General features: G+C 47.0%; 26 protein-coding genes and 2 pseudogenes. 23 read left to right on the top strand and 5 right to left on the bottom strand.

Annotated features, from left to right (window positions below; translation table 11 throughout):
• Positions 1–4 precede the first annotated feature (4 nt).
• From HPY30_14035 to HPY30_14010, 6 genes and pseudogenes are all read left to right on the top strand, one after another.
• Positions 5–319, top strand: coding sequence for a DUF488 domain-containing protein (locus tag HPY30_14035; GenBank protein ID QYZ67000.1), 315 nt, complete (start codon positions 5–7; stop codon positions 317–319).
• A pseudogene (locus HPY30_14030) lies at positions 316–1,479 on the top strand (IS3 family transposase). The gene HPY30_14035 and the pseudogene HPY30_14030 overlap by 4 nt, the downstream one beginning before the upstream one ends.
• A 14-nt stretch (positions 1,480–1,493) precedes the next feature.
• Positions 1,494–2,656, top strand: a protein-coding gene (locus HPY30_14025) for an IS3 family transposase (protein QYZ68057.1) whose coding sequence is annotated in 2 segments (ribosomal slippage) — positions 1,494–1,752 and positions 1,752–2,656 — 1,164 coding nt in all. Because the reading frame shifts where the segments join, the coding sequence is not laid out codon by codon here.
• 65 nt (positions 2,657–2,721) lie between these two features.
• Positions 2,722–2,883, top strand: coding sequence for a DUF488 family protein (locus tag HPY30_14020; GenBank protein QYZ68056.1), 162 nt, complete (start codon positions 2,722–2,724; stop codon positions 2,881–2,883).
• Position 2,884: 1 nt separating this feature from the next.
• Complete coding sequence (locus HPY30_14015) at positions 2,885–3,487, top strand: DUF4326 domain-containing protein (protein ID QYZ66999.1); 603 nt, start codon at positions 2,885–2,887, stop codon at positions 3,485–3,487.
• Between the two features lie 104 nt (positions 3,488–3,591).
• The gene (locus tag HPY30_14010) at positions 3,592–4,314 is read left to right on the top strand and encodes a DUF2971 domain-containing protein (protein ID QYZ66998.1); all 723 of its coding nucleotides are present in this window, start codon (positions 3,592–3,594) and stop codon (positions 4,312–4,314) included.
• A gap of 27 nt (positions 4,315–4,341) precedes the next feature.
• Here the strand turns inward: HPY30_14010 and HPY30_14005 are convergent.
• A protein-coding gene (locus HPY30_14005) for an IS3 family transposase (protein ID QYZ66997.1) occupies positions 4,342–5,507 on the bottom strand; the annotation gives its coding sequence in 2 pieces (ribosomal slippage) (positions 4,342–5,246 and positions 5,246–5,507; 1,167 coding nt in all).
• 100 nt (positions 5,508–5,607) lie between these two features.
• On the opposite strand from HPY30_14005, the gene HPY30_14000 reads away from it, so the two are divergent.
• The 3 genes from HPY30_14000 (at position 5,608) to HPY30_13990 (ending at position 7,795) form a co-directional block, all read left to right on the top strand.
• Entirely contained in the window at positions 5,608–6,204 is a 597-nt protein-coding gene (locus HPY30_14000; protein ID QYZ66996.1) for a hypothetical protein, read from the top strand.
• 126 nt (positions 6,205–6,330) lie between these two features.
• Positions 6,331–6,948, top strand: a complete 618-nt coding sequence (locus HPY30_13995) for a hypothetical protein (protein QYZ66995.1) — start codon at positions 6,331–6,333, stop codon at positions 6,946–6,948.
• Between the two features lie 154 nt (positions 6,949–7,102).
• The gene (locus tag HPY30_13990; GenBank protein ID QYZ66994.1) at positions 7,103–7,795 is read left to right on the top strand and encodes a hypothetical protein; all 693 of its coding nucleotides are present in this window, start codon (positions 7,103–7,105) and stop codon (positions 7,793–7,795) included.
• Positions 7,796–7,976: 181 nt separating this feature from the next.
• Here HPY30_13990 and HPY30_13985 read toward each other — a convergent pair whose 3' ends face one another.
• Positions 7,977–9,224 carry an IS256 family transposase gene (locus HPY30_13985; protein ID QYZ66993.1) on the bottom strand — a complete coding sequence of 416 codons (1,248 nt, stop codon included), beginning with the start codon at positions 9,222–9,224 and terminating at the stop codon, positions 7,977–7,979.
• A 23-nt stretch (positions 9,225–9,247) separates the two neighbouring features.
• Here HPY30_13985 and HPY30_13980 point away from each other — a divergent pair, with 23 nt between their 5' ends.
• The 3 genes from HPY30_13980 (at position 9,248) to HPY30_13970 (ending at position 11,631) form a co-directional block, all read left to right on the top strand.
• Positions 9,248–9,988, top strand: coding sequence for a DUF4935 domain-containing protein (locus HPY30_13980; protein ID QYZ66992.1), 741 nt, complete (start codon positions 9,248–9,250; stop codon positions 9,986–9,988).
• A gap of 76 nt (positions 9,989–10,064) precedes the next feature.
• Positions 10,065–11,108: a hypothetical protein gene (locus HPY30_13975; protein QYZ66991.1), complete on the top strand. Its 1,044-nt coding sequence runs from the start codon at positions 10,065–10,067 to the stop codon at positions 11,106–11,108.
• 112 nt (positions 11,109–11,220) lie between these two features.
• A complete protein-coding gene (locus HPY30_13970; GenBank protein QYZ66990.1) occupies positions 11,221–11,631 on the top strand; it encodes a DUF4279 domain-containing protein in 411 nt (136 codons plus the stop codon).
• Positions 11,632–11,708: 77 nt separating this feature from the next.
• On the opposite strand, the gene HPY30_13965 is transcribed toward HPY30_13970, so the two are convergent.
• Positions 11,709–12,362, bottom strand: coding sequence for a maturase (locus HPY30_13965; GenBank protein ID QYZ66989.1), 654 nt, complete (start codon positions 12,360–12,362; stop codon positions 11,709–11,711).
• Between the two features lie 111 nt (positions 12,363–12,473).
• Here HPY30_13965 and HPY30_13960 point away from each other — a divergent pair, with 111 nt between their 5' ends.
• From HPY30_13960 to HPY30_13945, 4 genes and pseudogenes are all read left to right on the top strand, one after another.
• On the top strand, positions 12,474–12,989 hold the full coding sequence (locus HPY30_13960; protein QYZ66988.1) for a transposase: 516 nt from the start codon (positions 12,474–12,476) through the stop codon (positions 12,987–12,989).
• Between the two features lie 38 nt (positions 12,990–13,027).
• Positions 13,028–14,101 (top strand): IS630 family transposase, encoded by a 1,074-nt coding sequence (locus HPY30_13955; GenBank protein ID QYZ66987.1) that lies wholly within the window; start codon positions 13,028–13,030, stop codon positions 14,099–14,101.
• Between the two features lie 12 nt (positions 14,102–14,113).
• Positions 14,114–15,139: pseudogene (locus HPY30_13950) on the top strand (IS21 family transposase).
• 14 nt (positions 15,140–15,153) lie between these two features.
• Positions 15,154–15,891, top strand: a complete 738-nt coding sequence (locus HPY30_13945; GenBank protein QYZ68055.1) for an ATP-binding protein — start codon at positions 15,154–15,156, stop codon at positions 15,889–15,891.
• A gap of 47 nt (positions 15,892–15,938) precedes the next feature.
• On the opposite strand, the gene ltrA is transcribed toward HPY30_13945, so the two are convergent.
• Positions 15,939–16,724, bottom strand: coding sequence for a group II intron reverse transcriptase/maturase (gene ltrA / locus HPY30_13940; GenBank protein ID QYZ68054.1), 786 nt, complete (start codon positions 16,722–16,724; stop codon positions 15,939–15,941).
• A gap of 731 nt (positions 16,725–17,455) precedes the next feature.
• Between ltrA and HPY30_13935 the strand changes: the two genes are divergently transcribed.
• The 3 genes from HPY30_13935 (at position 17,456) to HPY30_13925 (ending at position 20,983) form a co-directional block, all read left to right on the top strand.
• Positions 17,456–18,052 carry a methyltransferase domain-containing protein gene (locus HPY30_13935; GenBank protein QYZ68053.1) on the top strand — a complete coding sequence of 199 codons (597 nt, stop codon included), beginning with the start codon at positions 17,456–17,458 and terminating at the stop codon, positions 18,050–18,052.
• 142 nt (positions 18,053–18,194) lie between these two features.
• Positions 18,195–19,574: an L-serine ammonia-lyase gene (locus HPY30_13930; GenBank protein QYZ66986.1), complete on the top strand. Its 1,380-nt coding sequence runs from the start codon at positions 18,195–18,197 to the stop codon at positions 19,572–19,574.
• A gap of 773 nt (positions 19,575–20,347) precedes the next feature.
• Positions 20,348–20,983: a trimeric intracellular cation channel family protein gene (locus HPY30_13925; protein QYZ66985.1), complete on the top strand. Its 636-nt coding sequence runs from the start codon at positions 20,348–20,350 to the stop codon at positions 20,981–20,983.
• A gap of 118 nt (positions 20,984–21,101) precedes the next feature.
• On the opposite strand, the gene HPY30_13920 is transcribed toward HPY30_13925, so the two are convergent.
• Positions 21,102–21,446: an AF1514 family protein gene (locus HPY30_13920; protein QYZ66984.1), complete on the bottom strand. Its 345-nt coding sequence runs from the start codon at positions 21,444–21,446 to the stop codon at positions 21,102–21,104.
• A 185-nt stretch (positions 21,447–21,631) separates the two neighbouring features.
• Between HPY30_13920 and dapD the strand changes: the two genes are divergently transcribed.
• The 4 genes from dapD to HPY30_13900 all read left to right on the top strand — a co-directional run bounded on the left by dapD (position 21,632) and on the right by HPY30_13900 (position 25,600).
• Complete coding sequence (gene dapD, locus HPY30_13915) at positions 21,632–22,453, top strand: 2,3,4,5-tetrahydropyridine-2,6-dicarboxylate N-succinyltransferase (GenBank protein QYZ66983.1); 822 nt, start codon at positions 21,632–21,634, stop codon at positions 22,451–22,453.
• Positions 22,454–22,523: 70 nt separating this feature from the next.
• Positions 22,524–22,871: an ArsC family reductase gene (locus HPY30_13910; GenBank protein QYZ66982.1), complete on the top strand. Its 348-nt coding sequence runs from the start codon at positions 22,524–22,526 to the stop codon at positions 22,869–22,871.
• A 222-nt stretch (positions 22,872–23,093) separates the two neighbouring features.
• Positions 23,094–24,314 (top strand): LL-diaminopimelate aminotransferase, encoded by a 1,221-nt coding sequence (locus tag HPY30_13905; GenBank protein QYZ66981.1) that lies wholly within the window; start codon positions 23,094–23,096, stop codon positions 24,312–24,314.
• Between the two features lie 23 nt (positions 24,315–24,337).
• Positions 24,338–25,600 carry a diaminopimelate decarboxylase gene (locus tag HPY30_13900; protein ID QYZ66980.1) on the top strand — a complete coding sequence of 421 codons (1,263 nt, stop codon included), beginning with the start codon at positions 24,338–24,340 and terminating at the stop codon, positions 25,598–25,600.
• The last annotated feature ends 51 nt before the right edge of the window (positions 25,601–25,651 follow it).

Raw genomic sequence — 25,651 nt, 5'->3', positions numbered from 1 at the left:
TACTATGAATGTCTACACTATCGGGTTTACCCAGAAAAAAGCGGAGAGATTTTTTACACTTGTCCGTAATTCGAACATCAGCACTTTAATTGATGTAAGGCTGAACAACGTGTCGCAACTCGCGGGCTTCGCAAAAAAAGATGACTTACGTTTTTTCCTCAGGGAATTGTGTGATGCATCATATATTCACATGCCAGATTGGGCTCCGACAAAAGAAATTCTCAACGCCTATAAGAAAAATACAATCACCTGTGACGTGGTCCAATGGACAGGTACACCCCAGTTAAGCATCATTGACTTAACTGAGGTAGAAAAATGAAAGAACGAAAGAAATATTCGAAGGAATTCAAGCTAGACGCGGTCAGTCTGGTTCTTGAGCAGGAATATACTCGAAGGGAAGCAGCAAACAGTCTGGGCATCAATGCCCAAATGCTGGGGCGCTGGGTGAAAGAACATCAGGCAGAAGATGGGCAGGCATTTCGAGGCAATGGCAAGTTGAGTTCTGAACAGGAAGAAATCAGGAAGCTCAAGGCTCAGGTTAAACGCCTTGAGATGGAGAAAGAAATCTTAAAAAAAGCAACGGTATTCTTTGCAGCAGAAACGAAGTGAAATATTCGTTCATCACCCAGCATAAGAATGCCTATCCAATCAGCTTGCAATGTCAGGTTTTGGGTGTGAGTCGTAATGGTTACTACCAGTATCAAAGGGGCTTGGGTAACAGGCCAGACCGAACATCAGGAGATGCTGGAGTGGGTTGAGGATATCGCCAAGAGTTCAGACTACACTTATGGCAGTCGCAGAATGAAAAAAGCCTTGAATGTCCTGGGCTATCCGGTGAGTCGGAATAAGGCAAGGAAGTTAATGCGTGAAGCCAATGTACAGGCGCGTCAGCGCAGGAAATATAAGGTTACGACAAACAGTAACCACCAGCAGTCGGTTTTTAACAACCTGCTCAAGCGAGAGTTTGCTGTGGCCCAGCCCGATCATGTCTATGCGGCGGACGTGACTTATGTATGGACCCAGGAAGGCTGGTTATACCTGGCGGTAGTGATAGACCTGTATTCACGTAAAGTGGTCGGCTGGAGCATGAGTTCCCGGATGAAGGCAAAGCTGGTCTGTGATGCATTGCAAATGGCGATCTGGCGACGTCGACCGAAGGGCGGATTGATTCACCACTCAGATCGTGGTTCTCAATATGCCAGCAAGGCTTTTCGGCGGTTACTCAAAGCCCATGATATCAATGGCAGTATGAGCAGGAAGGGTGACTGCTGGGATAATGCTGTAGTGGAAAGCTTCTTTGGCAGCCTCAAGCAGGAACGGGTGCATTGGAGAAGCTACCAGACACGTTACGAAGCCCAGCAGGACATATTGGAATATATTTCCATGTTTTATAATAGTACGCGGCTGCATTCATACCTGGATTATATGAGTCCGAATGATTTTGAGCAGCAAATGATGGCGCAGAAAAAAGCGGCTTAACTGGGTGTAACAAAATCCTTGACCACGTCAATTCGAAGGAATTCAAGCTAGACGCGGTCAGTCTGGTTCTTGAGCAGGAATATACTCGAAGGGAAGCAGCAAACAGTCTGGGCATCAATGCCCAAATGCTGGGGCGCTGGGTGAAAGAACATCAGGCAGAAGATGGGCAGGCATTTCGAGGCAATGGCAAGTTGAGTTCTGAACAGGAAGAAATCAGGAAGCTCAAGGCTCAGGTTAAACGCCTTGAGATGGAGAAAGAAATCTTAAAAAAAGCAACGGTATTCTTTGCAGCAGAAACGAAGTGAAATATTCGTTCATCACCCAGCATAAGAATGCCTATCCAATCAGCTTGCAATGTCAGGTTTTGGGTGTGAGTCGTAATGGTTACTACCAGTATCAAAGGGGCTTGGGTAACAGGCCAGACCGAATACATCAGGAGATGCTGGAGTGGGTTGAGGATATCGCCAAGAGTTCAGACTACACTTATGGCAGTCGCAGAATGAAAAAAGCCTTGAATGTCCTGGGCTATCCGGTGAGTCGGAATAAGGCAAGGAAGTTAATGCGTGAAGCCAATGTACAGGCGCGTCAGCGCAGGAAATATAAGGTTACGACAAACAGTAACCACCAGCAGTCGGTTTTTAACAACCTGCTCAAGCGAGAGTTTGCTGTGGCCCAGCCCGATCATGTCTATGCGGCGGACGTGACTTATGTATGGACCCAGGAAGGCTGGTTATACCTGGCGGTAGTGATAGACCTGTATTCACGTAAAGTGGTCGGCTGGAGCATGAGTTCCCGGATGAAGGCAAAGCTGGTCTGTGATGCATTGCAAATGGCGATCTGGCGACGTCGACCGAAGGGCGGATTGATTCACCACTCAGATCGTGGTTCTCAATATGCCAGCAAGGCTTTTCGGCGGTTACTCAAAGCCCATGATATCAATGGCAGTATGAGCAGGAAGGGTGACTGCTGGGATAATGCTGTAGTGGAAAGCTTCTTTGGCAGCCTCAAGCAGGAACGGGTGCATTGGAGAAGCTACCAGACACGTTACGAAGCCCAGCAGGACATATTGGAATATATTTCCATGTTTTATAATAGTACGCGGCTGCATTCATACCTGGATTATATGAGTCCGAATGATTTTGAGCAGCAAATGATGGCGCAGAAAAAAGCGGCTTAACTGGGTGTAACAAAATCCTTGACCACGTCACCTGGGATTCCTATGAAGATAAGTTCTTGAACTTGATGGCCCGTCGTTCGATAGAAAAAGATGTTGATCAAAAAATTTTAGAGCAAGGCTGTTTGCTCTGTAGCGAACACGAGCCACACCACTGTCATAGAAGGCTCGTAGTTGAATACTTAAATGAACATACCGGCCTTGAATTGCAAGTGAAGCATTTAACTTAGAATGATACGCGTCTTAGTTCTTGTTCCGAGTGAATTCAATTGCTTTTCTAAGTTTGAAAGAAAGGTAAATCGTATTACTCAAAGCTTTTCTGAGTTTACAGTTGTTTATCCAGAGGATAACAATAAATTAGTTCAGAAACTTTTTGAGAATAGAGAGAATGTGACACTTGAAGCTAACAAAAATTGGGATATAAGTTCCATTACGCATGCCATTGTGTTTGACGATGGCGAAGTGTTTCCTGAAGAATTGGCCGAACTGAAAAATCACAGCGTACCAGTACGGGTAATAAATATTAGTATCACTCGGGTTGTTAATATCAAAAAAGAAGAAAAATACCAAGGTATCAAATCAACGCCAAATTTTGAATATATCGGAAGGGGTTCATACTGGGGGAATCCTTATTCCATGTATGAAGAAGGTGATGATCGCGACGAAGTCATCAGAAAATACCGATATGATTTTGAGTTTGACAAATTCATAAACATCGAGAAATCAAAAGTTTATGATTTGGCTGGCAAGCGTTTAGGCTGCTTTTGCAAGCCTGCTGCCTGTCATGGTGATGTATTGGCAGAGTATTTAAATAGCTGGGACGATGGCAAATAAGCACTTAACAATGCCGTCAACAAGGACGCAAAACTCTCCGCTGCGCTACAAGTTTTGCGCCTGTTACGGCTGGCGTTATGTGTAAATATATGAAGCGCTGACATATGTACTACCACTACACTAATATTGAAGCCCTTTTTAACATCATAAAATGCAAATCTGTTTGGTTTGGCAGCCTTGCATTTATGAATGATGAAATGGAAGGATTTGATCTCTATTCTGTGTTGAGTGAGGTCTTAGAGCTAAAGCATGGATCTGAGCAATGTAAAAACACACTTGAATGGATTAATGACCTTATCCAAGTGTACTTAAGACACCAAATGTGTTTTAGCGCATCCACTCTAAAAGATGACATTAGTCAATGGCGCGCATATACAAAATTGGGTCAAGGTGTTTGCATAGAGTTTACTGATGGATTCGTCGTTGACCCGAAAGCCCAAAAAGTGCAATGTCTTTATGATTTTGATGATAAAAAAACAGCAATAGTGGCAGATCAACACTTAAAGTCTAACGATGAAACAATGATGAGAACCATCCAAACTCAAGAAGGACTAAGAAGTTATATTAAATCAATAATTCAAACGCTAGTACGTTTCAAAAACGCATCATTCAAACCAGAGCAGGAAGTAAGGTGGGTTTACAACTTTAATGGCTTAACAGACGCTGATGCACAATTTGAATTTCGCCCACATAGGCTGGGATTGACTTCGTATCACAAATCACTAGTAGATATCAGCAAAATCACATCCATCACAATTGGCCCACAAGTACCTACGCAAAACTTAAAATCAATAGAAGACTTCTTGATATTAAAGAGGTGCCCTTGACGTGGTCAAGGATTTTGTTACACCCAGTTAAGCCGCTTTTTTCTGCGCCATCATTTGCTGCTCAAAATCATTCGGACTCATATAATCCAGGTATGAATGCAGCCGCGTACTATTATAAAACATGGAAATATATTCCAATATGTCCTGCTGGGCTTCGTAACGTGTCTGGTAGCTTCTCCAATGCACCCGTTCCTGCTTGAGGCTGCCAAAGAAGCTTTCCACTACAGCATTATCCCAGCAGTCACCCTTCCTGCTCATACTGCCATTGATATCATGGGCTTTGAGTAACCGCCGAAAAGCCTTGCTGGCATATTGAGAACCACGATCTGAGTGGTGAATCAATCCGCCCTTCGGTCGACGTCGCCAGATCGCCATTTGCAATGCATCACAGACCAGCTTTGCCTTCATCCGGGAACTCATGCTCCAGCCGACCACTTTACGTGAATACAGGTCTATCACTACCGCCAGGTATAACCAGCCTTCCTGGGTCCATACATAAGTCACGTCCGCCGCATAGACATGATCGGGCTGGGCCACAGCAAACTCTCGCTTGAGCAGGTTGTTAAAAACCGACTGCTGGTGGTTACTGTTTGTCGTAACCTTATATTTCCTGCGCTGACGCGCCTGTACATTGGCTTCACGCATTAACTTCCTTGCCTTATTCCGACTCACCGGATAGCCCAGGACATTCAAGGCTTTTTTCATTCTGCGACTGCCATAAGTGTAGTCTGAACTCTTGGCGATATCCTCAACCCACTCCAGCATCTCCTGATGTATTCGGTCTGGCCTGTTACCCAAGCCCCTTTGATACTGGTAGTAACCATTACGACTCACACCCAAAACCTGACATTGCAAGCTGATTGGATAGGCATTCTTATGCTGGGTGATGAACGAATATTTCACTTCGTTTCTGCTGCAAAGAATACCGTTGCTTTTTTTAAGATTTCTTTCTCCATCTCAAGGCGTTTAACCTGAGCCTTGAGCTTCCTGATTTCTTCCTGTTCAGAACTCAACTTGCCATTGCCTCGAAATGCCTGCCCATCTTCTGCCTGATGTTCTTTCACCCAGCGCCCCAGCATTTGGGCATTGATGCCCAGACTGTTTGCTGCTTCCCTTCGAGTATATTCCTGCTCAAGAACCAGACTGACCGCGTCTAGCTTGAATTCCTTCGAATATTTCTTTCGTTCTTTCATTTTTCTACCTCAGTTAAGTCAATGATGCTTAACTGGGGTGTACCTGTCCATTGGACCACGTCAATTAAGGCAGCAGTTTTTGTGGTCTGCGCAACAAGCATTGGAAAAATACCTGAAAGGAATACTTCTATATAATGGTAAGAGTGCGAGGTTTTACATTCCAGAAGGTTCTTCAAAGAAAAAAGAATTTGGCCACAATCTTATCATGCTAAATCATGAGGTTTGTAACATTGATTATCTAAAATACGAGCTGCCAGATTGGGCACAACCATATATGGGGTATTTGGCAGAGTTAGGCGGGTTTAATAGATACTTAACAAAAAGTTCTTACAATACTCCTGATGCAATGCATAAGCTTGATGAATTAGTATGGAATGTCCGAAGATATTGCCAGTGCATTGCAGGCAGAGTACCAGGAATGAAGGAGGCTGTTATCAACTCCATAAATAATCCTATACATCACAAAAAACCTATGGCATTCAAATTGTCTAATGGTGATCTAGAAAAAATCCTGGAAAGACCTCACAAAGATCCAGCCAGAAAAGCTCTTGTATGGGCCAATCTATTTTATGGGAAAAGAAATAGAAAAATAGTTACGTTTCACTCAATGTCATCAGGTGAAATTCCTCCACAGCATAGACATTGGTTTGAAAACGAGACAAATCGGGAAGCTATTTCTGAATATATACGGTTATGATGTCAGCTAACAAAGCCATAAACACGGACGTCAAAAAGCTGCGCCGCTCGTTCCTCGCTATACAGCTTTTTGCCTCCGGTTATGGCAAGCGTTGGGCCAAGAAAATATCATCGGAGGACACATCATATGGGGTTTTTCAGCAATTTTTTCAGCGCATCAATGGACGATCCAGTTGATATTGAGCCATTCAAAATTGATGAAACGAAAATTAAGGGGGTTGTTTCTAAGAACACTCTCGGGACCAAATCAAATGAGTATAGAAATTATTTGTCCATTAATACGAAGTGCCTACGTATTGCGCTATCTCTAAGGCAAAGAACAATGGGTAAAGCTAGTGAGATCACTGATCGCAGTATAGAGGAGAATCCCATAGGATACTATTTCGCACTTGTGGAATCGAACCTGCGCAAACTGTCAAACTCGTTAACAGAAATCGGTACAGTTCTGACACTAATGTCAGTGGGAGGCTCTGATATTGACGATACTATGGGAGAAGCCCTCAAACGCGCCTCTCAAATTTTCGGCGTTGCAACTGAATCAGGAACAGATACAACGGGGCTAAGTCCCGAGGAGAAAATATTAGCTTACAGTGAGACGCATAAGATTGCACTTGAAAAGCTACAAGATTTACATCAGGCAGGCTGCCAGATGGAAATGCCAGATCGTAGCCTAAGGAAGGACTGCAATGAAATGTTATCATTTCTCAGGGAAGAATTAGAAACGGCGAAAAGGCTTTTTGGGTAACGCTGCAAATGAAGCCCAACAAATCCGTCAACGCGGACGCCTGAAAGTTTCGAGTGGGCTTCACACGCGATACTTCGTTGCAAACTTGGTGGTGTCTTCAAAGCTGCTGCAGGGCGCCGGTTACGGTAGGCGTTAGGGCCAAGAAGGAACGAAGATGAAAACAAATTCGAAGCTAGCGATTTTGCAGTTGATGTCAGGCTTATTTGGCTGGGTGTGGATCATAGCATCACTTGCTGCACTATATTTTCTAGCTGTAGCGGCATTCTCTGATGGTCTATGGTCAAATTTCTTTTGGGCAGTAGGAATAAGCGTTGTTGCTAAATGGCTAACTCGTGGCATTGAAGATAATAAAACTCGGGTTGCATTCGAAGCCAAGTTGGTGGAAGAAGGGCATACCCCCGAGGAGGCAGGGAATATCTGGTTACAGCAATATTCAAGTAATGGAAGTGTGGATCTCCCATCAAACAATATTGAAACAATCGTACAAGAATATGGCGGAGTTTTAGAAAATTCAGCCCCAGCACCAGGATGTGTGTCTGATTCAAAGAACCTTCCCTATTCAAAGCAAGAAATACAGCAAGCCTTGATTGCAGCACTAAATCTAAGCACTGATCCTCAAATAAAAGAGCATTTGAAAACCGGCTATATAAGTCTCGCTGATTGGCAAGATGGTGTAGGTGATTCAGACATAGGTCTTGATGTATCCACTCTAGACATGAGTCAGGATACGCAAGCATTGGCCAAGGCCGTCCTTGAGCAGTCGGAAGGAAGTGAAAAATGGAATGTACTTGTGCGGCAAGAGCAAGAGGTGCTTAAGCAAGAGCTGCAAGCATTGGGTTTATGGTAAATAGCCCTAACAAGAAAATCATGCCACTCACTACGTTCGTTCGGACGCGCTAACGCGCGCCGCATATTCAAACGTTATGTGTAAATAAGACAATGCCAAAACTCTTGTTCATAGACACTAATATCTATCTGGACTTCTACCGGATAGAGTTATTGTCAAAAGTGGTGTTTGCCAACCTGAATCAAGCGGCAGCCTGGCCGATTTCTGTCACTTCGACACCATCTTTAAATTTTATTCCGGTTATCACCTTCGCCAGGTAATCGAAACCACGTAGGCGCCTCCATCTCTTCTCGGCACACTGTCCAAGTTTGAACATCATATGCAGCATGCCGTCCCGAGACAGGCAACCCTTTGAACGCTTGGTCCGGTGACGGATCGTGCCGAACGTTGATTCAATCGGATTGCTGGTCCGTATGCTCTGCCAGTGCTGTGCAGGGAAATCATAGAATGCCATCAGTTCATCGCGATCTTTTTGCAAACAGATTGCGGCCTTCGGATATTTTGGCTCATAGGTCTTGAGGAACAGATCAAAGGCTTTCTCGGCATCTGCTTTGGTCTCCGCCTGCCAAATCGCATGCAGTGCCTGTTTTGCCTTCGCCTGAGCTGATTTTGGCAGACAATTTAGCACGTTCATGGTCTTGTGCATCCAGCAGCGTTGTTGGCGTGTCTCACTGTAGACCTCTTCGAGTGCCGCCCAAAACCCCATGGCACCATCACCAATCGCTAACTCCGGCACATTCATTCCCCGTGATTTCAATTTCAGCAATACTTCACGCCAGCTCTGTGTTGATTCGCGTACACCGTCCTCAATCGCCAGGAAACGCTTCTCGCCGCGCTCATTCACGCCGATCACCACCAGCGAACACAGCTTGGTCTGTTCCGATCTTAATCCACTGTAAACGCCATCTGCCCAGACATACACCCAAGCATCCTTATCCAACCGCTCATCGCACCAGGCCCGATACTCCTGAGCCCAGACTTGCTTCAACCGTGACACAGTGCTCGCTGACAGCCCCTGTGCTTCTGGCCCCACCAGAACCTTCAGGGCCTCTCCCATCTCACCACTGGATACTCCTTTCAGATACAACCAGGGAATCGCTGCCTCCAGTGACTTCGTTTTCCGCACATAGGGAGGTACCAGTGAAGAGCGGAAGGTCAGCGGCTTGCCCGTCTTGGCGCGAACCTTGGGTATCCGGACTGTTACAGGCCCCATGCCTGTCTGCAGTTCTCGCTCAGGCAGGTAGCCGTTGCGCACGACACCGGCCCTGCCATCCTCTGTGCGTCGTCCTGAGTAGTCTTCAAGCATCTCTTGCAGTTCAACCTCGACTGCCTGCTGGATCAACTGTCGTGCCCCTGCCTTGAGCATCTCTGTCAGCGGGTCAGCAATCGTATCTCGACCTGCCAGGCCAACAACGGTATTCTTCTTCATGGTGGCGTATCTCCTCAGGTTGTTTGTCGTGTCGCAACTACAAATCAACCAGATACGCCGCCTTTTTTCAAATCAGTCAAACACCAGATTCAGTTATAACTCTACTAAAAAACGACAAATCGGCAACAGCATTAGACAAAGATCAACAAAAAATACAAAAGAGAATAAAAAAGCTGAAAACTCGTCTTGATAGTGTTCTGGAGAACCCAGGTCGTTACGATAAAGTTTATCAAGTTTTACAGCGCCTATTTTCAAAGAAAAAAGACATCGACCTGTATCGGAAGCATAAAAAACGATATGAGGTCAGAGAGCTTGCTCAGAAGCGTTTTATACTAGGCTATCCGCCACGTAAGAAAAATGATACCAGTATCGGCGATGCCATCAACTGGGAGTGGCTGATTTATGTAGCGGAGGAAAAGAATGCTGACATATGGATCGTGTCAAGAGATGGTGATTATGGAGTAACCCAAGATAATAATGGTTTTTTGAATGACTGGTTGAAGCAAGAGTTTAAAGAACGAATTCACAAAAAACGAAAAATAATATTATGCCCTAAGCTGTCTATTGCTCTTCGTGAATTCGAAATACCAGTCACTAAAGAGGAAGAGCAAGAGGAAGAACGTATCATTTTAGAAGAGAGCGTGTCTGTAAGTGACAGTGTCTCTGCAAGGGTGTTTCGTAGTTGTGAGCAATGCGGCCAACAATTTGAAGCGAAAGGTGATGAAAAATCGTGTACTAACTGCTTACCAGAATGGCTCACATAACAAGGCCTTCCAGCGGACACAGTCGCTAACGCGCCTGCTCCGCTGAAGGCAACGTTAGGGGTTTAATGGAGAAAATATGAACGTATCGGAACTATATGATCTTACTCAATGGATCACGCGTGAAATAGAGCAAGCTCAAATTCCGCAAAAATACCAAGCTCTGCATACAATACTTCAACAGCATGCCCAGCCTAATCAACAAAGACAGCCTTTTGAAGCTCAGAAAGAAGAACTATTTAAGGTATTAAATAACGTCCCTATTAACCAGCTAACGAGAGATCAAATTGAGTTTCTTTCCCATTTAGGAATAGCCGAATCTGTAGGAGCTCAGGGAATAGAAACTATTGAGGATATTCTTTATAAAAACGTAATTGATGTCGCTACATCGGCATCTAAATTACAGCAAATTATTCAAAAATTAAATGAAGGAATACAAAAATCCAAACAAATTCAGACTGGTTTAACTGATTGTGTTTTTGAAGAAGAGTATGAGGCAGAAAATGAAGTCTTGATGCGTGTAAGCTTTACAGGTCATGCGTTAATGAAGAATGTGTCAGATTTCAAGAGCTGGGGTAATATTTGGTACGACATAGGTCGTGGAATAGCAATGGTACACAATGCTTCACCTGAGGAAGTGAAAATTGTTGGAGCAACAAAAGGATCAATTGTAATTGAGCTTGCCGTTATCGCTAAAATCGCTGCTACTGCAAGTGGAATTATTCTTGCGGCATTAAAGGTTGCCGAAAAGGTACTTGATATTAGAAAGAAGGCAGAGAAACTAAAAGGGCTAAAATTGAAAAACGATAAAGTCATAAAGGATTTAGAACAGGAAGCGGAGAATGAAAAGAAATCTGGCATAGAAGAAATTACAGGAAATATATCAGGTGAACTTAAAATTAAAAAAAATGGTGAAGGCGATAAGGTAAAAGCATTAGATACAGCGGTTAAGAATCTTGTCAATTTTGTGGAAGAAGGTGGAGTTGTAGATTTTATTGAACCCAAAGATTCAGAAGATATAGATGAGGAGCAAGCAAACGAAAATCAAAAACTAAGAGTTGCATTTCAAGAGATAAGACAGCTTGAGAATAAATTATCTTTACTCGAGCATAAAGACCCCTAACAAAAGCATACACACGGACCGCCAAAAGCGGCGCGGCTTTCGCTACGCTACAGCCACACCACTTTTGTCAGCCGGTGATACTGAGCGTTAGCTCTCAAAATAAGAATATCCGATGAAAAACAAGGCTGAAGTGTACTTTGCGCTTAAAGGAGAAGATTTCGATCCTGATTCTTTCACTGTTGAGTCTGGTTTAAAGCCGACAAAAAGCTGGCAGAAAGGAGAAAAAGGCAGATACGTTGAGCATTACAGATTCGGATATTGGCAAATTGGCGAAGAAGCCGTCGAAGGCGAAACGGTCTTAGTTGATGAAATAGCCGATAAACTAATCAAACGAATCGAAGAGAAGAAAGAAGTAATTCGCGAGTTTATCGATAGGCATAGCCTTTACGCTGCGCTTGTGGTGGTACTGCATATTTCCATGAATGAGCAAACCAGCACTCCCGCATTAGGCTTCAATACTTCAACTATTCAGTTTCTGAATTTCGTGAAAGCTGAGATTGATGTCGATATATACAGAAACTAGAGCTAATCGGGTAAGGGAGGGTCTCTAACCCTCCCTCCCCACACCACCTGGCATGCGGGTCCGCACCAGGCGGTTCATCAGGCATAGTGAAACTTAATCCATAGTTCTCTCACAGAGACGAGACCCTGTTTCTCCAACCACTTAAGGGTCATTCCAGATTGTGTCGCCAGCGTTCTGGCTAAACGGTAAGGGCCTTTAGAGCTTAACCAAAGACACACAGCTGTTCGTGACCTGGTGCCCAGCCGGATTAGATTGCGGATACGAGTGCGCGGTTTACGCCACTGCTTCAGATAGCACATGCGTATGCGTCGCCGTATCCATTCATCCAGCCCCGGTAAGGGCCGATAATATTCTGAAAGACCGAAGTAGTTGATCCACCCCCGGATATAGAAACGAAGTTCGCGGTAGCGACGTTGCATTGAGATTCCCCAGGAACGTTTCGTCAATCGACGAATGTTTCGCTTGAAGTCACTCAGCGCTTTGTCACTCCACCGAATCTTCTTCCCTCGGAAGGTAAAGCCAAGGAAGTGGAGGTCGTTGGTTTTCACCACCTTACTCTTCTCCTCATTGATCACCAGCTTTAGTTTGGTAGTCAGAAAACGCTTCAACCATTCCATCATACGGAATTGCATATTCTGGCCCATCATGAACACTGATTCTGATCCATCGTGAACACCTATTCTGGACGAACGTGAACCCCCATTCTGATTGATCGTGAACGCTTTTGGCATTTCACCAGAATCACCGTTCACGATGCCAGAAACCCTTTCCACACATTGATAAAGCCTTGCTAACCTTGCCCGTTTTGACCGGGGAAGGCGATGCCAACAAAGAGACTATCAATGCGTAAATTAAGAGAGATATTAAGACTCCGGTTGTCTGCCCAGCTCAGCATGCGGCAAATCCGGGACAGTCTGCGCCTCAGCCTGGGTGCAGTGCAAAAAATCACCTGCAAAGCTCATGAACTGGGATTGGACTGGGAGGCTATCGAAAAACTGGATGATCGCCAGTTAGCCAATGCCATTTATCCTGAATCAGACACACGAACCTCTGGATCGTTACAGTTGCCAGACTGGAAAGATGTTTATAAGGAACTGCATTTTAAACATGTCACCAAGCACCTGCTCCGGGAAGAATATGCCCAGCAATACCCCAACCGCAGTTACAGCTATCCGCAGTATTGCCACTTATACAGTGAGTGGCTAAAAAAACAAAAACGCTCCATGCGCCAGACCCATAAGGTCGGTGACAAACTGTTCGTGGATTATGCAGGCCAGACCGTACCAATTGTTCAAGGTGATACCGGTGAAGTGCGCTTTGCCCAGATCTTTGTCGCGGTACTAGTGGGCCATGCGTAAAATAATGTAACTAAAACGTTAACGGTGTAAAATATGGAATGCGTTTACCTAAGACATTTCAGATTACTGATAAAGCCGCTGGGATTTTAAAAGAGTGGTGCCGATCAACAACCCTTCCTCATGGCCAGATCATGAGAGCCAAGATTATTTTACAACTCAGTGAAGGGATGACACCGATGGAAGTTGCAACTGCCCAAAGGACATCAGCGAAGACAGTGCACCGCTGGCGAAATCGATTTGAGGCCGAAGGCGTTGATGGACTACTTGAAAGAGTCCGTTGCGGACGTCCTACGGTCATAGACAAGGCGACTGTCGACAAAGTTCTATTTCTGACCACAAAAAGAATTCCACAGGAATCTACACATTGGAGCATCGAGTTAATGTCTCGATACGCAGAAGTGACACCTTGGCAGGTTCGTCAGATCTGGAAGGCTGCAGATCTGCGTCCACACCGGCTGAAAACGTTTAAGATCAGTAATGATCCTGAGTTCGCTGATAAAGTCATTGATATTGTCGGTCTGTATATGAATCCTCCTGAGAATGCAGTTATTCTCAGCGTGGATGAGAAGACGCAGATTCAGGCATTGGATCGTACCCAACCTGGACTACCATTGAATCCGAGCCGGATCGGCAGTCGCACTCATGATTACAAAAGACACGGCACCACCAGTCTTTATGCTGCATTTAACACACTGACTGGAAAAGTGATTGGCAAAGTTTCGGATCGAACGAACAGCAAAAAATTTCTATCTTTTCTGAAACTACTTGATAGACGCACGCGTGCAGACCGAGAATTGCACATCATTATGGATAATCTGAGTGCTCACAAGACAGAGGCTGTTCGAGAATGGGTGGCCTCCCGACCGCGCATCCACCTTCATTTTACGCCAACCAGTTCATCATGGCTCAATGCCGTGGAAGGCTGGTTCTCGCAACTTGAGCGACGTGCGTTATACCGAGGGGTGTTCACCAGCGTTCCAGAACTAAAGACTGAGTTGGAGCGGTTCATCAAGGTTCATAACAGGGAGAGCGCAAAACCCTTTAAATGGACTAAACCTGCCAGCCACATTCTGGCGGCTGTTGGGCGTGCAAAGAAATCATTACAGAATTAACCGCATGTCCCACTAGGCGCCTCCAATTACACCTTTGCAGAAGCTACCTGGACACAGGGCTTGCATGACTGGCTGGCCAGTCATGCAAGAGCATTCGCTTTTATCGGTGGTGTTCCAAAATTAGTGGTTCCGGATAACTTAAAAAGCGGCGTTACCAAAGCCTGCCGTTACGATCCGGACCTCAACCCCAGTTACGAACAACTGGGTGCACATTACGGTACCGCCATTATGCCGGCTCGCCCCAGAAAGCCACAGGATAAAGCCAAGGCAGAAGTGGGTGTGCAAATCATCGAACGCTGGATACTGGCTCGCTTACGCCACCATACCTTCTTCTCCCTGGCCGAGTTGAACCAATGTATCGTTGCCTTGTTGGCTGACGTTAACAAAAAACCTTTTAAACAACTGGAAGGTTCACGTCAGGAATGGTTCCAGTCAATCGACAAGACTGCTCTGTCTCCATTGCCGAAGCACACCTATGAATATACCTATATTAAAAAGGTGAAGGTCAACGTGGATTACCATGTGCAGTATGAAAAGCATCTGTACTCTGTGCCCCATCAGCTGGTTGGTGAGCAGTTGGAAATCCATACCAAAGACAAACTGGTAGAGATCTTCTTCCACAACAAGCGGGTGACCAGCCATGTACGAAAATACTGCCATGGCATGACCACCGTTCCTGACCACATGCCCAAAAAACATGAGAAACATCATCAATGGTCTGCTGGACGGTTGATGAACTGGGCCAAGGATCTGGGTGATGAGGTTCTCATCTGGGTAAAAAGCATACTGGCTCAAAAGCAACATGAGCAGCAGGCATACCGTGTCTGCCTGGGTCTGCTGAATCTATCCAGAAAATACGAACCTGACCGGCTGAATAAAGCATGTGCGATTGCCAATCATCACCAGCTTTATCGCTTAAAGCAGATCAAATCCATCCTGCAAAGCAATCAGGATCAACTGCTGCCGGCATCAAAAGAGCAGCTCTCTTTATTACCCCAGTCACATGAAAACATCCGTGGCCCGAAGAGCTTCCACTAAACCCAAAGGAAACCATAATGTTAGATCAAACCATTACACAGTTACGACAACTCAAGCTCAGTGGCATGGCCAACGCACTGGTAACTCAGCAGGAGCAGCCTGGCACTTACGAGGGCCTGTCCTTCGAGGAGCGCCTGCAAATACTGGCAGATAATGAACTCAATGACCGGGAGCATCGCAAGCAACAGCGTTTATTAAAAGCGGCCAAGCTCAAAATAGCAGCCAACCCTCAAGACGTTGATTACCAGCATCCCAGAGGGCTGAAGAAATCCCTGGTGGCCAGTCTACTGCAATGTGACTGGATCAATAAAAACCAAAATCTGCTGCTGACCGGTCCTTGTGGCAGCGGAAAGACTTACATTGCCTGTGCGCTGGCTTATGCTGCCTGCATGAAAGGTTACCGGGTCAAATACTATCGACTATCCCGGTTGCTGCTGGAACTCGCACAAACAAAAGCCGATGGCAGTTACAGCAAAGCACTGCAAACACTGGCCAGGCTCGACTTGCTCATCCTTGATGACTGGGGACTGGAGCCGCTCAACGCTGCACAGCGAAATGATCTCATGGAAATAATGGATGACCGAAATGGCAGCACATCAACGGCCATCCTCAGCCAGTTGCCAACGAATCAATGGTATCAGTCCATCGGTGATAATACGTTGGCTGATGCCATTCTGGATCGGCTCATGCATAACGCCCACCGGATCACGCTGAAAGGCGAATCTTTACGGAAGCGGCAAGCCATAACTTGACTGATCGTGAACACTTGAAGTAAAAATACACCGAGCCCTATGTGTGGTTAGGTTGGGTGTTCACGATCACCAGAATCAGCGTTCACGTTCGCCAGAATACGCAGGAATCCTGCCGATGTCGACTTTACGCTGATGACGAAGTCATCAGCATAGCGGGCAAAATGCACTCCGCGTGATTCCAGGAGTTTATCCAGATCATCCAACACCACGTTGGCCAGCAACGGTGAAAGCGGACCTCCTTGCGGAACCCCTTCTGGTGTGGGATGGAGATTGTCATCGATCACTACACCGGCACGTAGATAACGCCCAATCAATTTGAGTAGGCGTTTATCTTGGATATGCCGGGATAGCCGAGCCATGAGGATGTCGTGGTCCACTCTGTCAAAGAACTTAGAGAGATCGACATCCACGGCAACACGATACCCCTCTTCAATACAGGCCTTGATCTGTCTCACTGCACCGTGGGCGTTACGCCCAGGCCGGAAACCATGGCTGGAATCAGAGAAGGTGGGATCGATAATCGGTTGTAACACCTGGGCAATAGCCTGCTGTATCACACGGTCATTTACGCTCGGAATACCCAGCAGTCGGCTACCGCCATTTGGCTTGGGGATCTCTACGCGTTTTACCGGCTGTGGGACATAGTAGCCACGTTCCAGGGCTCGACGGGTCGCGATCCAGTGTTGTCTGGCCCATTGAGGGTAATCCTCAATGGTAACCTCATCAACACCGGGAGCCCCTTTGTTCCTCCGCACCTGCTTCCATGCGGCGTGGAGGTTTTCCGGGGACAATACCCGTTCCAGTAGATTTTCGTTCAAGGCTGGTTGCTGCATCACACCGCCAGTCTGAGACTTTTCGTTTTGCACGAACTACGCCTCCGCTGAGATGAGTGAGACTCCTCCTTGGCTGATGTTCGGCCCTTCCCGATAGCTCCCTGCCTTGGGTTCATCAGTACTATGGCCTCGGCTGTCTTCTGCTCAATCACTCGGTGGATTGCCCCACAGGGCGCTATCGGTTTTCCATCTGATTCGCTCCTATCAGTCGATGGAGGCTGATAAGCCCAGGCTTGATCAACCAGTGGCCTGACTGGTGCTCTACCGATCGCATGTTGAGCAGATCTCCCCAGATAAGAGCATGAACTGTCACGGCACAACCGCGTCATTTACCTTATCCCCCGAACCACAGGGCTTTGCTGTCTTGTGCCAGCTCGCCCCAGGGAAGTAGGCCTTATATGACGTTTCTGTTCGTCGGCTCGCCGTTCTGCGCTTAGGCTTCCTCCAGACCCCACCTCGCGGTGGCGCCCTTGCCCTCGGCGGGTAGTTGGTGTCAAATGGACAAGAATGAAAGGAGTCACCCACAGAGAGGGAATCCTATGTATCTCATTTCCGATCATCGACAGTGGCTCTCCTACAGGGGACTTTCACCCCATAAGTTCATGCCCATGCTGGGCGTACACAAGGAAAATCAACGCGGACGCAATACTCGCTATCGCTCGCATTTCTCCGGTTATTTGCGACGTTTTTTTACGTGGGTAAGACCACATTTATAAAAGTTGAGGAGAGTCATTTTGAAGCAATGGTATGAACAGCTTTTCGATAATTACAGTAAAAAATATGATAATGAATCCTTCACTCAAGGAACAACGGGGGAATGTGACTTTATCGAAGAGGAAATAAGTCACAATAAATCTATTCAAATACTTGACGTTGGTTGCGGTACAGGCAGACACTCCATCGAACTGTCTAAAAGAGGATATTTAGTTAAAGGAATAGATTTATCTCAATCGCAAATTGACCGAGCTATAGAAAAATCAAAAGGAAAATTAATTTTTACCACATTGAATGGATTATTCCCGCTATTTCACTCAGTTAAAGAGTTTATTAATTCAGGAGCAGAAAAGGGCCAAACTTCCGGAAACACATTCGATTTATTGACATTTCGAGATTACTCAGTATATGAAACGAAAGATGACTCAGGAAACAGGTTATCGCTAAAGTGTAATGAGCGGTGCTATGTGCCCTCGGAAATCAGTTGGCTAGTAAAGTCTCTTGGTTTTACCAAAGTACAAATTTATGGAGCCAAACTGGGCCAGTTCTCACGGTCTGATGCATTAACCACTGAAGACTATGAGATGTTAGTGATTGCGGAGAGACAACAATAATAACTATCAAAAATCACACGGAATGGAAAAATGTCACCCGCCTCTCGCCGCTCTGCTTTTTGCTGCCGATGGCAAGATGTTATATGCGAAAGTCAATTGATATAGAATGGTAACGTACTTAAATAATTAATATAAAAGTTATATGTTTATCAGCGTATTAGATTTATTTAAAATTGGAATTGGCCCATCGAGTTCACATACGCTTGGTCCGATGGTCGCCGCATATGACTTCATTGAACGCATAAAAGATAAGAAAGTAATTAAACCAAGTATAAAAGAGGTGCTTATACGTTGCACGCTTAAAGGGTCATTGGCTTTTACAGGTAAAGGACATTCTACTGACCGCGCAGTGGCTTTAGGGTTGCATGGTTATTTACCAACCATGCTTACTGATAAAGATGTTGCAAGTTTGATTAAACAGATTTGGGAAAGCGATCGTATTCAAATTGACAAAAATATCAGTATTATATTCAAGCCAACGGAACATATCGTTTTTGATAAAGAAGAGTCTTTGCCCGAGCATCCAAACGGTATGGTTTTTGAGCTTAAAGACCAAGACAACAAAATATTATCTTCAGAAACTTATTTTTCTATTGGCGGCGGCTTTATCAGTACTTTGGCTGAAGTTAATCAATTGCAAGCGCCCCTCAAAATGGAACCTTCTGCTTCGTGCACATATCCGTTTGATTCTGCAAATGCTATGTTAACAATGGCGAAGGAAAATAACATTTCAATATCACAGATGAAGCTGGTGAATGAAATGGATCACCTGACTGAAAAAACACTTCATGAAGGCATGGATAGGATCTGGCAGTCCATGCAGACATGTATAGAAAAAGGGATGAAAGCAAAAGGGACATTACCTGGTGACCTTGGTATATTGCGGCGTGCTAAAGGCCTCCAAGATGATCTGAATAATAATCCACAAAGTGCAAATATTAATGATTGGTTATGCGCTTATGCTATGGCCGTAAATGAGGAAAATGCAGCAGGTAATATGGTTGTAACTGCGCCAACGAATGGTGCTGCCGGTGTTATACCGGCTGTTATCTATTACTTTGTTACCCATGAACATGGCACAATCGAACAGGTGCATGAGTTTCTTCTTACCGCTAGTGCAATTGGTGGTTTAATTAAACATCGAAGCTCTATTTCTGGTGCCGAAGTGGGTTGCCAGGGTGAAGTTGGTTCAGCTGCAGCAATGGCCGCCGCTGGTTTGTGTTCTGTTCTGGGCGGTACACCTCAGCAAGTAGAAAATGCTGCTGAGATTGCGCTTGAACATCACCTTGGTATGACTTGTGACCCCGTAAATGGACTTGTTCAAGTTCCTTGTATCGAACGTAATGGTTTTGGTGCTATAAAAGCGTATACGGCAGCCTCTCTTGCACTTCGAGGTGACGGCAGTCACTTCATGCCACTGGACAACTGTATTGCGGCAATGAAGCAAACCGGACTGGAAATGTCTCATAAATATAAAGAAACATCATTAGGTGGACTTGCCGTAAGCATTACTGAATGCTGATATTCAGCATATATCAAGGTAAATTCAGCCGACGCCTACAGTCGCTGCCGTTCCTTTCGGCTCGGCTGATTTGCGGCGTTAACTTAATAACAAGCGAGTCTTCGACCTCGTGACAGATTATGGGACATCCAAGTCCCCAAAATCGACTCGGCCTTCGACAACCTATTAGTACCCCGGACGTCCTGGTCACTGACCGCTACGTGATAACATCGCAAGCTCGTTACCAATCCACAGTCAGTTCCCAATGACTTGACGCCGTGTTCGAATGCCTACTTTTCTTCCCCTCTGGAGCTATGCGCACGCCGGGTAAGCAGTGCGGCCTCATGACTACCGGAGACTACCAGCCCTCGCTTCGCTCTCCATGGCTGGCAGCAACTGACCGTCGCAGGAGCAATGCATGCTGATTGAATGAGAACATGCATTCAACGCCAATAACCAGGTCAGTCAGGTCGGGAGGAATCACTTTCATCGAGGCTTGAGGCGAACCGGATATTTTCTTGTGTAGACAGGGTTCACCTGATGCATCAAGTATGCAAACATAGAGGCATCTGGCGTGGAGATCTATTCCGCAGAAATGGGTATGTGATTTGGTGTAGAATTTCATATGAGCCTCCTTCTTCATCATTGTGCAAAGGTACACAATTGGTTGGTAGGCTATGCCTGCCAAATCCACTGAGGGAGGAGGCTCAATGAGTACCAAGAAGTTTAACAACGCTCGTGCGTTCGCGCCGGTTAACTAAACGGGCAATAATTAAAAAGTAATTTAATTACTTATGGCGTTAGAAACAACATCAGAACTACTGAAGAGCCTATATTGGATTACGCTGCTTGCGGTAGTCGTATCTTCAGCATCGGGAGTTCTAAAAGCAGGTTTCAAACAATTTGATTTATTCGGTGTAATAATTATCGCTATTGCCACTGGTTTAGGCGGTGGCTCACTTCGTGACATGCTATTAGATAGAGAAGTTTTCTGGATAGAAGATCAGACATTTTTTACTGCTTCAATCGGTAGCGCAATATTCATTTTTTTTGTTGCCAGGTTTGCAAAAATCTTACCTAAATATTTTTTGGTCGCTGATGCAGCCGGCCTTGCAACTTTTGGTATTGCAGGGACATTGGTCTCACTCATGGCAGGTGCACCAGCTGTGATTGCCAGTTTTATGGGAGTCATGACTGGAACAATGGGCGGTATATTTCGCGACGTACTTTGTAACGAACAACCCGTTGTATTCTCAAGTCCTTTATATGCAACAGTCTCTTGGGTCGGGTCTTTAGCTTTTTTAGGCCTATTGTATGCTGATATTGATGTAACTATTTCAGCTATTATTGCTGGTGTAGGCATATTCGCCTCCCGCCTAATAGCAATTCGGTTTAATATCAGCTTACCTAGATTCCGGTTTAAGAATTAAAGCCCATGAGCACATATCAACATAAAATGCCTGTAACCAATGATTCGTAGATCCACCCAATTTTTCATCAAGGGGATTACCGGAACTTGGGAATAGGCAGATCCACCCAGGTTGAAGTTCATAAATCGACTGGCATATAGAAAAAAACAAATCGACCCCGTTCGAAATCCACCTTCAGCCTGGCACCATGGTGGATGCCGTAGTCCACATAACCGGGCACCGCGCTATCCTGGTGGCACTCACTGGAGTGTTGAGGTGATTCAAAATCACGGTCCCTGTCGTACCAGGATATCAGCATGAAGTCTGAAAACCGCTTAGCTGCCAAACTATCAGCCACTTTCATCGCCTCCAGATAATCCTTCAATGGCTTCTCTGTAATATATTCAATCAAATGGATGTTAGACATGTCTGGTGCGCCTGGCGCTTGGCAACTCAGCCCCAAATTGATTTTTTTCTCTTGCATTGCCATCAATCTCCCATCTGAGATACAAATATTTAATCAGTAATCTATACTCCTATATTATCCTATGATTTTCGGGTAGTGGATAATCTTTGACACTTTCCCGGGACGAGTGCAGATGGTATCAAGAGTGCTCTGATGTAGTGCAAATCACAGATCAGCCAAGGCACGCATGAGCGGTGAATCCAGTGAATGATCTCAAGTCCATAATAAACGATGCTTTCGAAAAACGCGCTGACATTACGCCGCTTTCCGCCGACACACTCGTCAGAGACGCTGTCGATGAAATCATTAACCAACTCGACCATGGCACAATCCGCGTTGCGGAAAAAATCGATAGTGACTGGCAGGTCAATCACTGGATAACAAAAGCGGTCCTGCTCTCCTTCCGTTTTTCGAATAACGATTTTATGAAAGGGGGATTTACCAACTACTACGACAAAGTCCCTTCGAAATACGCTGATTACAACACTAGGGATTTTCGCAGTGACCATGTGCGCGTGGTGCCTCCCGCCAGCGCACGCCGGGGTGCCTATATCGCACCTTCCTGCATCCTCATGCCCGCATACATCAACATCGGTGCCTATATCGATAGCGGCACTATGATCGACACCTGGTCTACCATCGGATCCTGTGCCCAGATCGGTCAAAACGTCCACATTTCAGGTAATGTCGAGATCGGCGGTATGCTGGACCCCCTGCAGGCCTCGCCGACAATCATCGAAGACAACTGTTTCATCGGCTCCCACTCCAACATTGTAGAGGGGGTAATCGTCGAAACCGGTTGTGTGATCTCCATGGGCGTCCACATCAGCCAGAGCACAAGAATCTACAATCGCCAAACAAAAGAGATCATCTATGGTCGCGTTCCTGCCGGCTCCGTCGTGGTACCGGGCAATCTGCCGGCTGACGATGGCAGCCACAGTCTCTACTGCGCCGTAATCGTCAAGCAAGTCGACGAAAAGACCCGCTCCAGGACCAGCATCAATGAACTGTTAAGAGATATCTGAAGCCGTATGACAACCACCGGATTCTGCGTGTATAGTCCGCAATCCCAATCTCTAAATTTCACGAAAACAGATGACGACTATCTACGGCATTCCCAACTGCGATACCATGAAAAAAGCCCGCAAGTGGCTGGATGACCAGGGTATCGACTACCACTTCCACAACTTCAAAAAAGCGGGACTGGACGAAGCACTTCTGTTGCGCTGGACTGAGGCAGTCGGCTGGGAAAAACTGCTCAATAAACGGGGTATGATGTGGCGCAAGCTGGATCAGGAGACAAGGGACAACATCGACAAAGGCAGTGCCATTCGCATCATGCTGGAGACACCGTCGATAATAAAACGTCCGGTGTTGGATGATGGTAAAGGGCTGTACGTGGGATTCATCGATGCCGACTACCGGGAGATTTTTGGGAAGTAACAACGCACAAATTATCTGATCTGTAGGCCGGCTCAAGCGCAGCGGAACCGGCAGACATTGATTGCTGTGCCGAGCCTGTCGCCTGATCCACTACGCTTGATCAGGCCTACGAATCAGGGACAAGGACGGCCCGAATACCCTAAGGAAAAGAAGTAATACCCCCCATCCACCACTCTCCGTTTCCTGTATAATAGCGCGTTTTCGTTTTTCCGGGATTGCCGCATGATCAAAATCAACGAGAACTACAATAAACTCCAGGCCTCATATCTGTTCTCCGATATCGCCAAGCGGGTGGCCGCCCACACTGAGGCGAACCCTGATCAGAGCATCATCCGCCTCGGGATCGGCGACGTCACCCGCGCCCTGCCGGACGCCTGCATCAAGGCACTTCATGCCGCAGTGGATGAGATGGCCAGCGACAACTCCTTTCACGGTTACGGCCCGGAACAGGGATATGACTTCCTGCGCGAGGCCATCGCCAAAGGTGACTTCCAATCCCGTGGTGCCGATATCGAGGCCGACGAGATCTTCGTCAGCGACGGGGCAAAATGCGACTCAGGTAACTTTCAGGAGATCTTCGCCGCCGACGCCACCGTTGCCATCCCAGATCCCGTCTACCCTGTCTACGTCGATACCAACGTCATGGCCGGTCGTACCGGCGAGGCAAAAGATGGCCGCTACGATGGACTGGTCTATCTGGACGCCACCAAGGAAAATGGCTTCATCCCCGATCTGCCGGAAACTCCGGCCGATCTCATCTATCTCTGTTTCCCCAACAATCCGACCGGGGCCACTGCCACCAAGGCGCAGCTGAAGGCCTGGGTCGACTACGCCCGTGACAACAAGGCACTGATCCTTTTCGACGCGGCCTACGAGGCCTTCGTGCAGGACGACAGCCTGCCCCGCTCCATTTACGAAATAGAGGGCGCCAAAGAGGTGGCGATCGAATTCCGCAGCTTCTCCAAGACCGCCGGTTTCACCGGTACACGCTGCGCCTACACCGTGGTCCCAAAAGCCTGCATGGCCTACACTGAATCGGGTGAGAAAGCCTCTGTTCATGCGCTCTGGAACCGTCGCCACACCACCAAGTTCAACAGCGTCTCCTACCCGGTGCAGCGCGCAGCCGAAGCGGTCTTCAGCCCGGAGGGGCAGGCCCAGGTGCAGGAACTGGTCTCCTACTACCTGAAGAACGCCAAATATATCCGTGAACAGATGGAGTCGCTGGGCTACGATTGCATGGGCGGCGAGAACTCACCCTACATCTGGATCGATGCCAAAGGCGACTCCTGGGAGCTCTTCGACAAACTGCTGAACAATACCGGCGTGGTCTGCACCCCCGGCGCCGGTTTCGGCAAATGCGGCGAGGGCTACATCCGCATCAGCGCCTTCAACAGTTTCGAAAACGTCCAGGAAGCGATGTCCCGGATCAAAGACGCGCTCTAATTCGTCGCCAGCAGGAAACCACGATGCCAATATCCCAAGATTTCAAGCACCGGCTCTCCCCTGTTCTGAAGAACATCGTCGAGCACTATGGCACCCCTTTTCATCTCTACGATGAGCAGGGCATTCTCGATACCGGAAAAACGCTGACCGAGGCGTTTTCCGGCATCGAGGGTTTCCGCGAGTACTTCGCAGTCAAGGCGCTGCCCAATCCCAGGATTATGCAGATCATGCAGTCGATGGGATTCGGCTTCGACTGCAGTTCCATCGCAGAATTGATCCTCAGCCGCGATATCGGCGCCTCCGGCGAAGACATCATGTTCACCTCAAACAATACCAGTCCGGAGGAGTTCGAAGCGGCTGCAGCCCGAGGGGGCTGTGTGCTCAATCTCGATGACATTTCCCTGATCGACAAGGTGCCGGAGATGCCTGAGCTGGTCTGTTTTCGTTACAACCCAGGTGAACGCCGCACCGGCAACAGCATCATCGGCAACCCGGTGGAAGCCAAATACGGCGTCACCCATGATCAGCTGCTGGATGCCTACAAAGCTGCCAAGGGACGCGGCGCCAAACGCTTTGGCCTGCACACCATGCTCGCATCCAACGAGCTGAACTACACCTACATGGTGGAGACCGCACGCACCCTGCTGGAGCGGGTCGAGTGGATCTCGTCGCAACTGGGCATCACCTTCGATTTCATCAATATCGGCGGTGGTCTGGGCATTCCTTACCGTCCTGAAAACGAAGCCCTTGACATCCAGGCCATGGGCCGGGAGATCACCGCGCTCTTTGATACCTTCAAGTCCCATAACGGTTATGCCCCCAAACTCTATGTCGAGAGCGGCCGTTACATGACCGGTCCCCACGGCGTTCTGGTCACCCAGGCGATCAACCGCAAGGAGATCTACCGCACCTATGTCGGTGTGGACGCTTGCATGTCTGCCCTGATGCGCCCCGGCATGTATGGGGCCTACCATCATATCGACGTATTGGGTAAAAGCGGCTGCGATGAGACGGTGGATGTGGCGGGTTCACTTTGCGAGAACAATGACAAGTTTGCCGTCCAACGCAGTCTGCCGAGGATCGAGGACGGAGACATCCTCTACATTCACGATACCGGTGCCCACGGCCAGGCAATGGGTTTCAACTACAACGGCAAGGTACGGCCAAAGGAGCTGCTGTTGAAGACCGACGGCAGCGTCGAACTGATCCGTCGAGAAGAGACCCTGGATGACTATTTCGCCACGCTGAATTTCGAAGCCGACCGGTTCGTTCCGGCATCTGGCTAGTTCGTAGGCATAATCAAGCTCAGCGGATCAGGCAAAAGGCGCGCGCATCAT

The sequence above is a fragment of the Gammaproteobacteria bacterium (ex Lamellibrachia satsuma) genome, assembly GCA_019623805.1.
In the GTDB taxonomy this organism is placed as follows: Bacteria; Pseudomonadota; Gammaproteobacteria; order Chromatiales; family Chromatiaceae; genus QGON01.
Note: the sequence above shows the minus strand (reverse complement) of the source record. Positions and strands in the feature narration are given on the sequence as shown.

What these genes read in the sequence shown, in the direction of transcription:
- HPY30_13955 (QYZ66987.1), top strand. Translation starts at nt 13,028, where the DNA reads ATGCGTTTACCTAAGACATTTCAGATTACTGATAAAGCCGCTGGGATT.
- HPY30_13990 (QYZ66994.1), top strand. Translation starts at nt 7,103, where the DNA reads ATGAAAACAAATTCGAAGCTAGCGATTTTGCAGTTGATGTCAGGCTTA.
- HPY30_13975 (QYZ66991.1), top strand. Translation starts at nt 10,065, where the DNA reads ATGAACGTATCGGAACTATATGATCTTACTCAATGGATCACGCGTGAA.
- HPY30_14020 (QYZ68056.1), top strand. Translation starts at nt 2,722, where the DNA reads ATGGCCCGTCGTTCGATAGAAAAAGATGTTGATCAAAAAATTTTAGAG.
- HPY30_14015 (QYZ66999.1), top strand. Translation starts at nt 2,885, where the DNA reads ATGATACGCGTCTTAGTTCTTGTTCCGAGTGAATTCAATTGCTTTTCT.
- HPY30_13985 (QYZ66993.1), bottom strand. Translation starts at nt 9,224, where the DNA reads ATGAAGAAGAATACCGTTGTTGGCCTGGCAGGTCGAGATACGATTGCT.
- HPY30_13960 (QYZ66988.1), top strand. Translation starts at nt 12,474, where the DNA reads ATGCGTAAATTAAGAGAGATATTAAGACTCCGGTTGTCTGCCCAGCTC.
- HPY30_13930 (QYZ66986.1), top strand. Translation starts at nt 18,195, where the DNA reads ATGTTTATCAGCGTATTAGATTTATTTAAAATTGGAATTGGCCCATCG.
- HPY30_13920 (QYZ66984.1), bottom strand. Translation starts at nt 21,446, where the DNA reads ATGCAAGAGAAAAAAATCAATTTGGGGCTGAGTTGCCAAGCGCCAGGC.
- ltrA (QYZ68054.1), bottom strand. Translation starts at nt 16,724, where the DNA reads ATGCAGCAACCAGCCTTGAACGAAAATCTACTGGAACGGGTATTGTCC.
- HPY30_13970 (QYZ66990.1), top strand. Translation starts at nt 11,221, where the DNA reads ATGAAAAACAAGGCTGAAGTGTACTTTGCGCTTAAAGGAGAAGATTTC.
- HPY30_14010 (QYZ66998.1), top strand. Translation starts at nt 3,592, where the DNA reads ATGTACTACCACTACACTAATATTGAAGCCCTTTTTAACATCATAAAA.
- HPY30_13905 (QYZ66981.1), top strand. Translation starts at nt 23,094, where the DNA reads ATGATCAAAATCAACGAGAACTACAATAAACTCCAGGCCTCATATCTG.
- HPY30_13925 (QYZ66985.1), top strand. Translation starts at nt 20,348, where the DNA reads ATGGCGTTAGAAACAACATCAGAACTACTGAAGAGCCTATATTGGATT.
- HPY30_13900 (QYZ66980.1), top strand. Translation starts at nt 24,338, where the DNA reads ATGCCAATATCCCAAGATTTCAAGCACCGGCTCTCCCCTGTTCTGAAG.
- HPY30_13995 (QYZ66995.1), top strand. Translation starts at nt 6,331, where the DNA reads ATGGGGTTTTTCAGCAATTTTTTCAGCGCATCAATGGACGATCCAGTT.
- HPY30_13965 (QYZ66989.1), bottom strand. Translation starts at nt 12,362, where the DNA reads ATGCCAAAAGCGTTCACGATCAATCAGAATGGGGGTTCACGTTCGTCC.
- HPY30_13910 (QYZ66982.1), top strand. Translation starts at nt 22,524, where the DNA reads ATGACGACTATCTACGGCATTCCCAACTGCGATACCATGAAAAAAGCC.
- HPY30_14035 (QYZ67000.1), top strand. Translation starts at nt 5, where the DNA reads ATGAATGTCTACACTATCGGGTTTACCCAGAAAAAAGCGGAGAGATTT.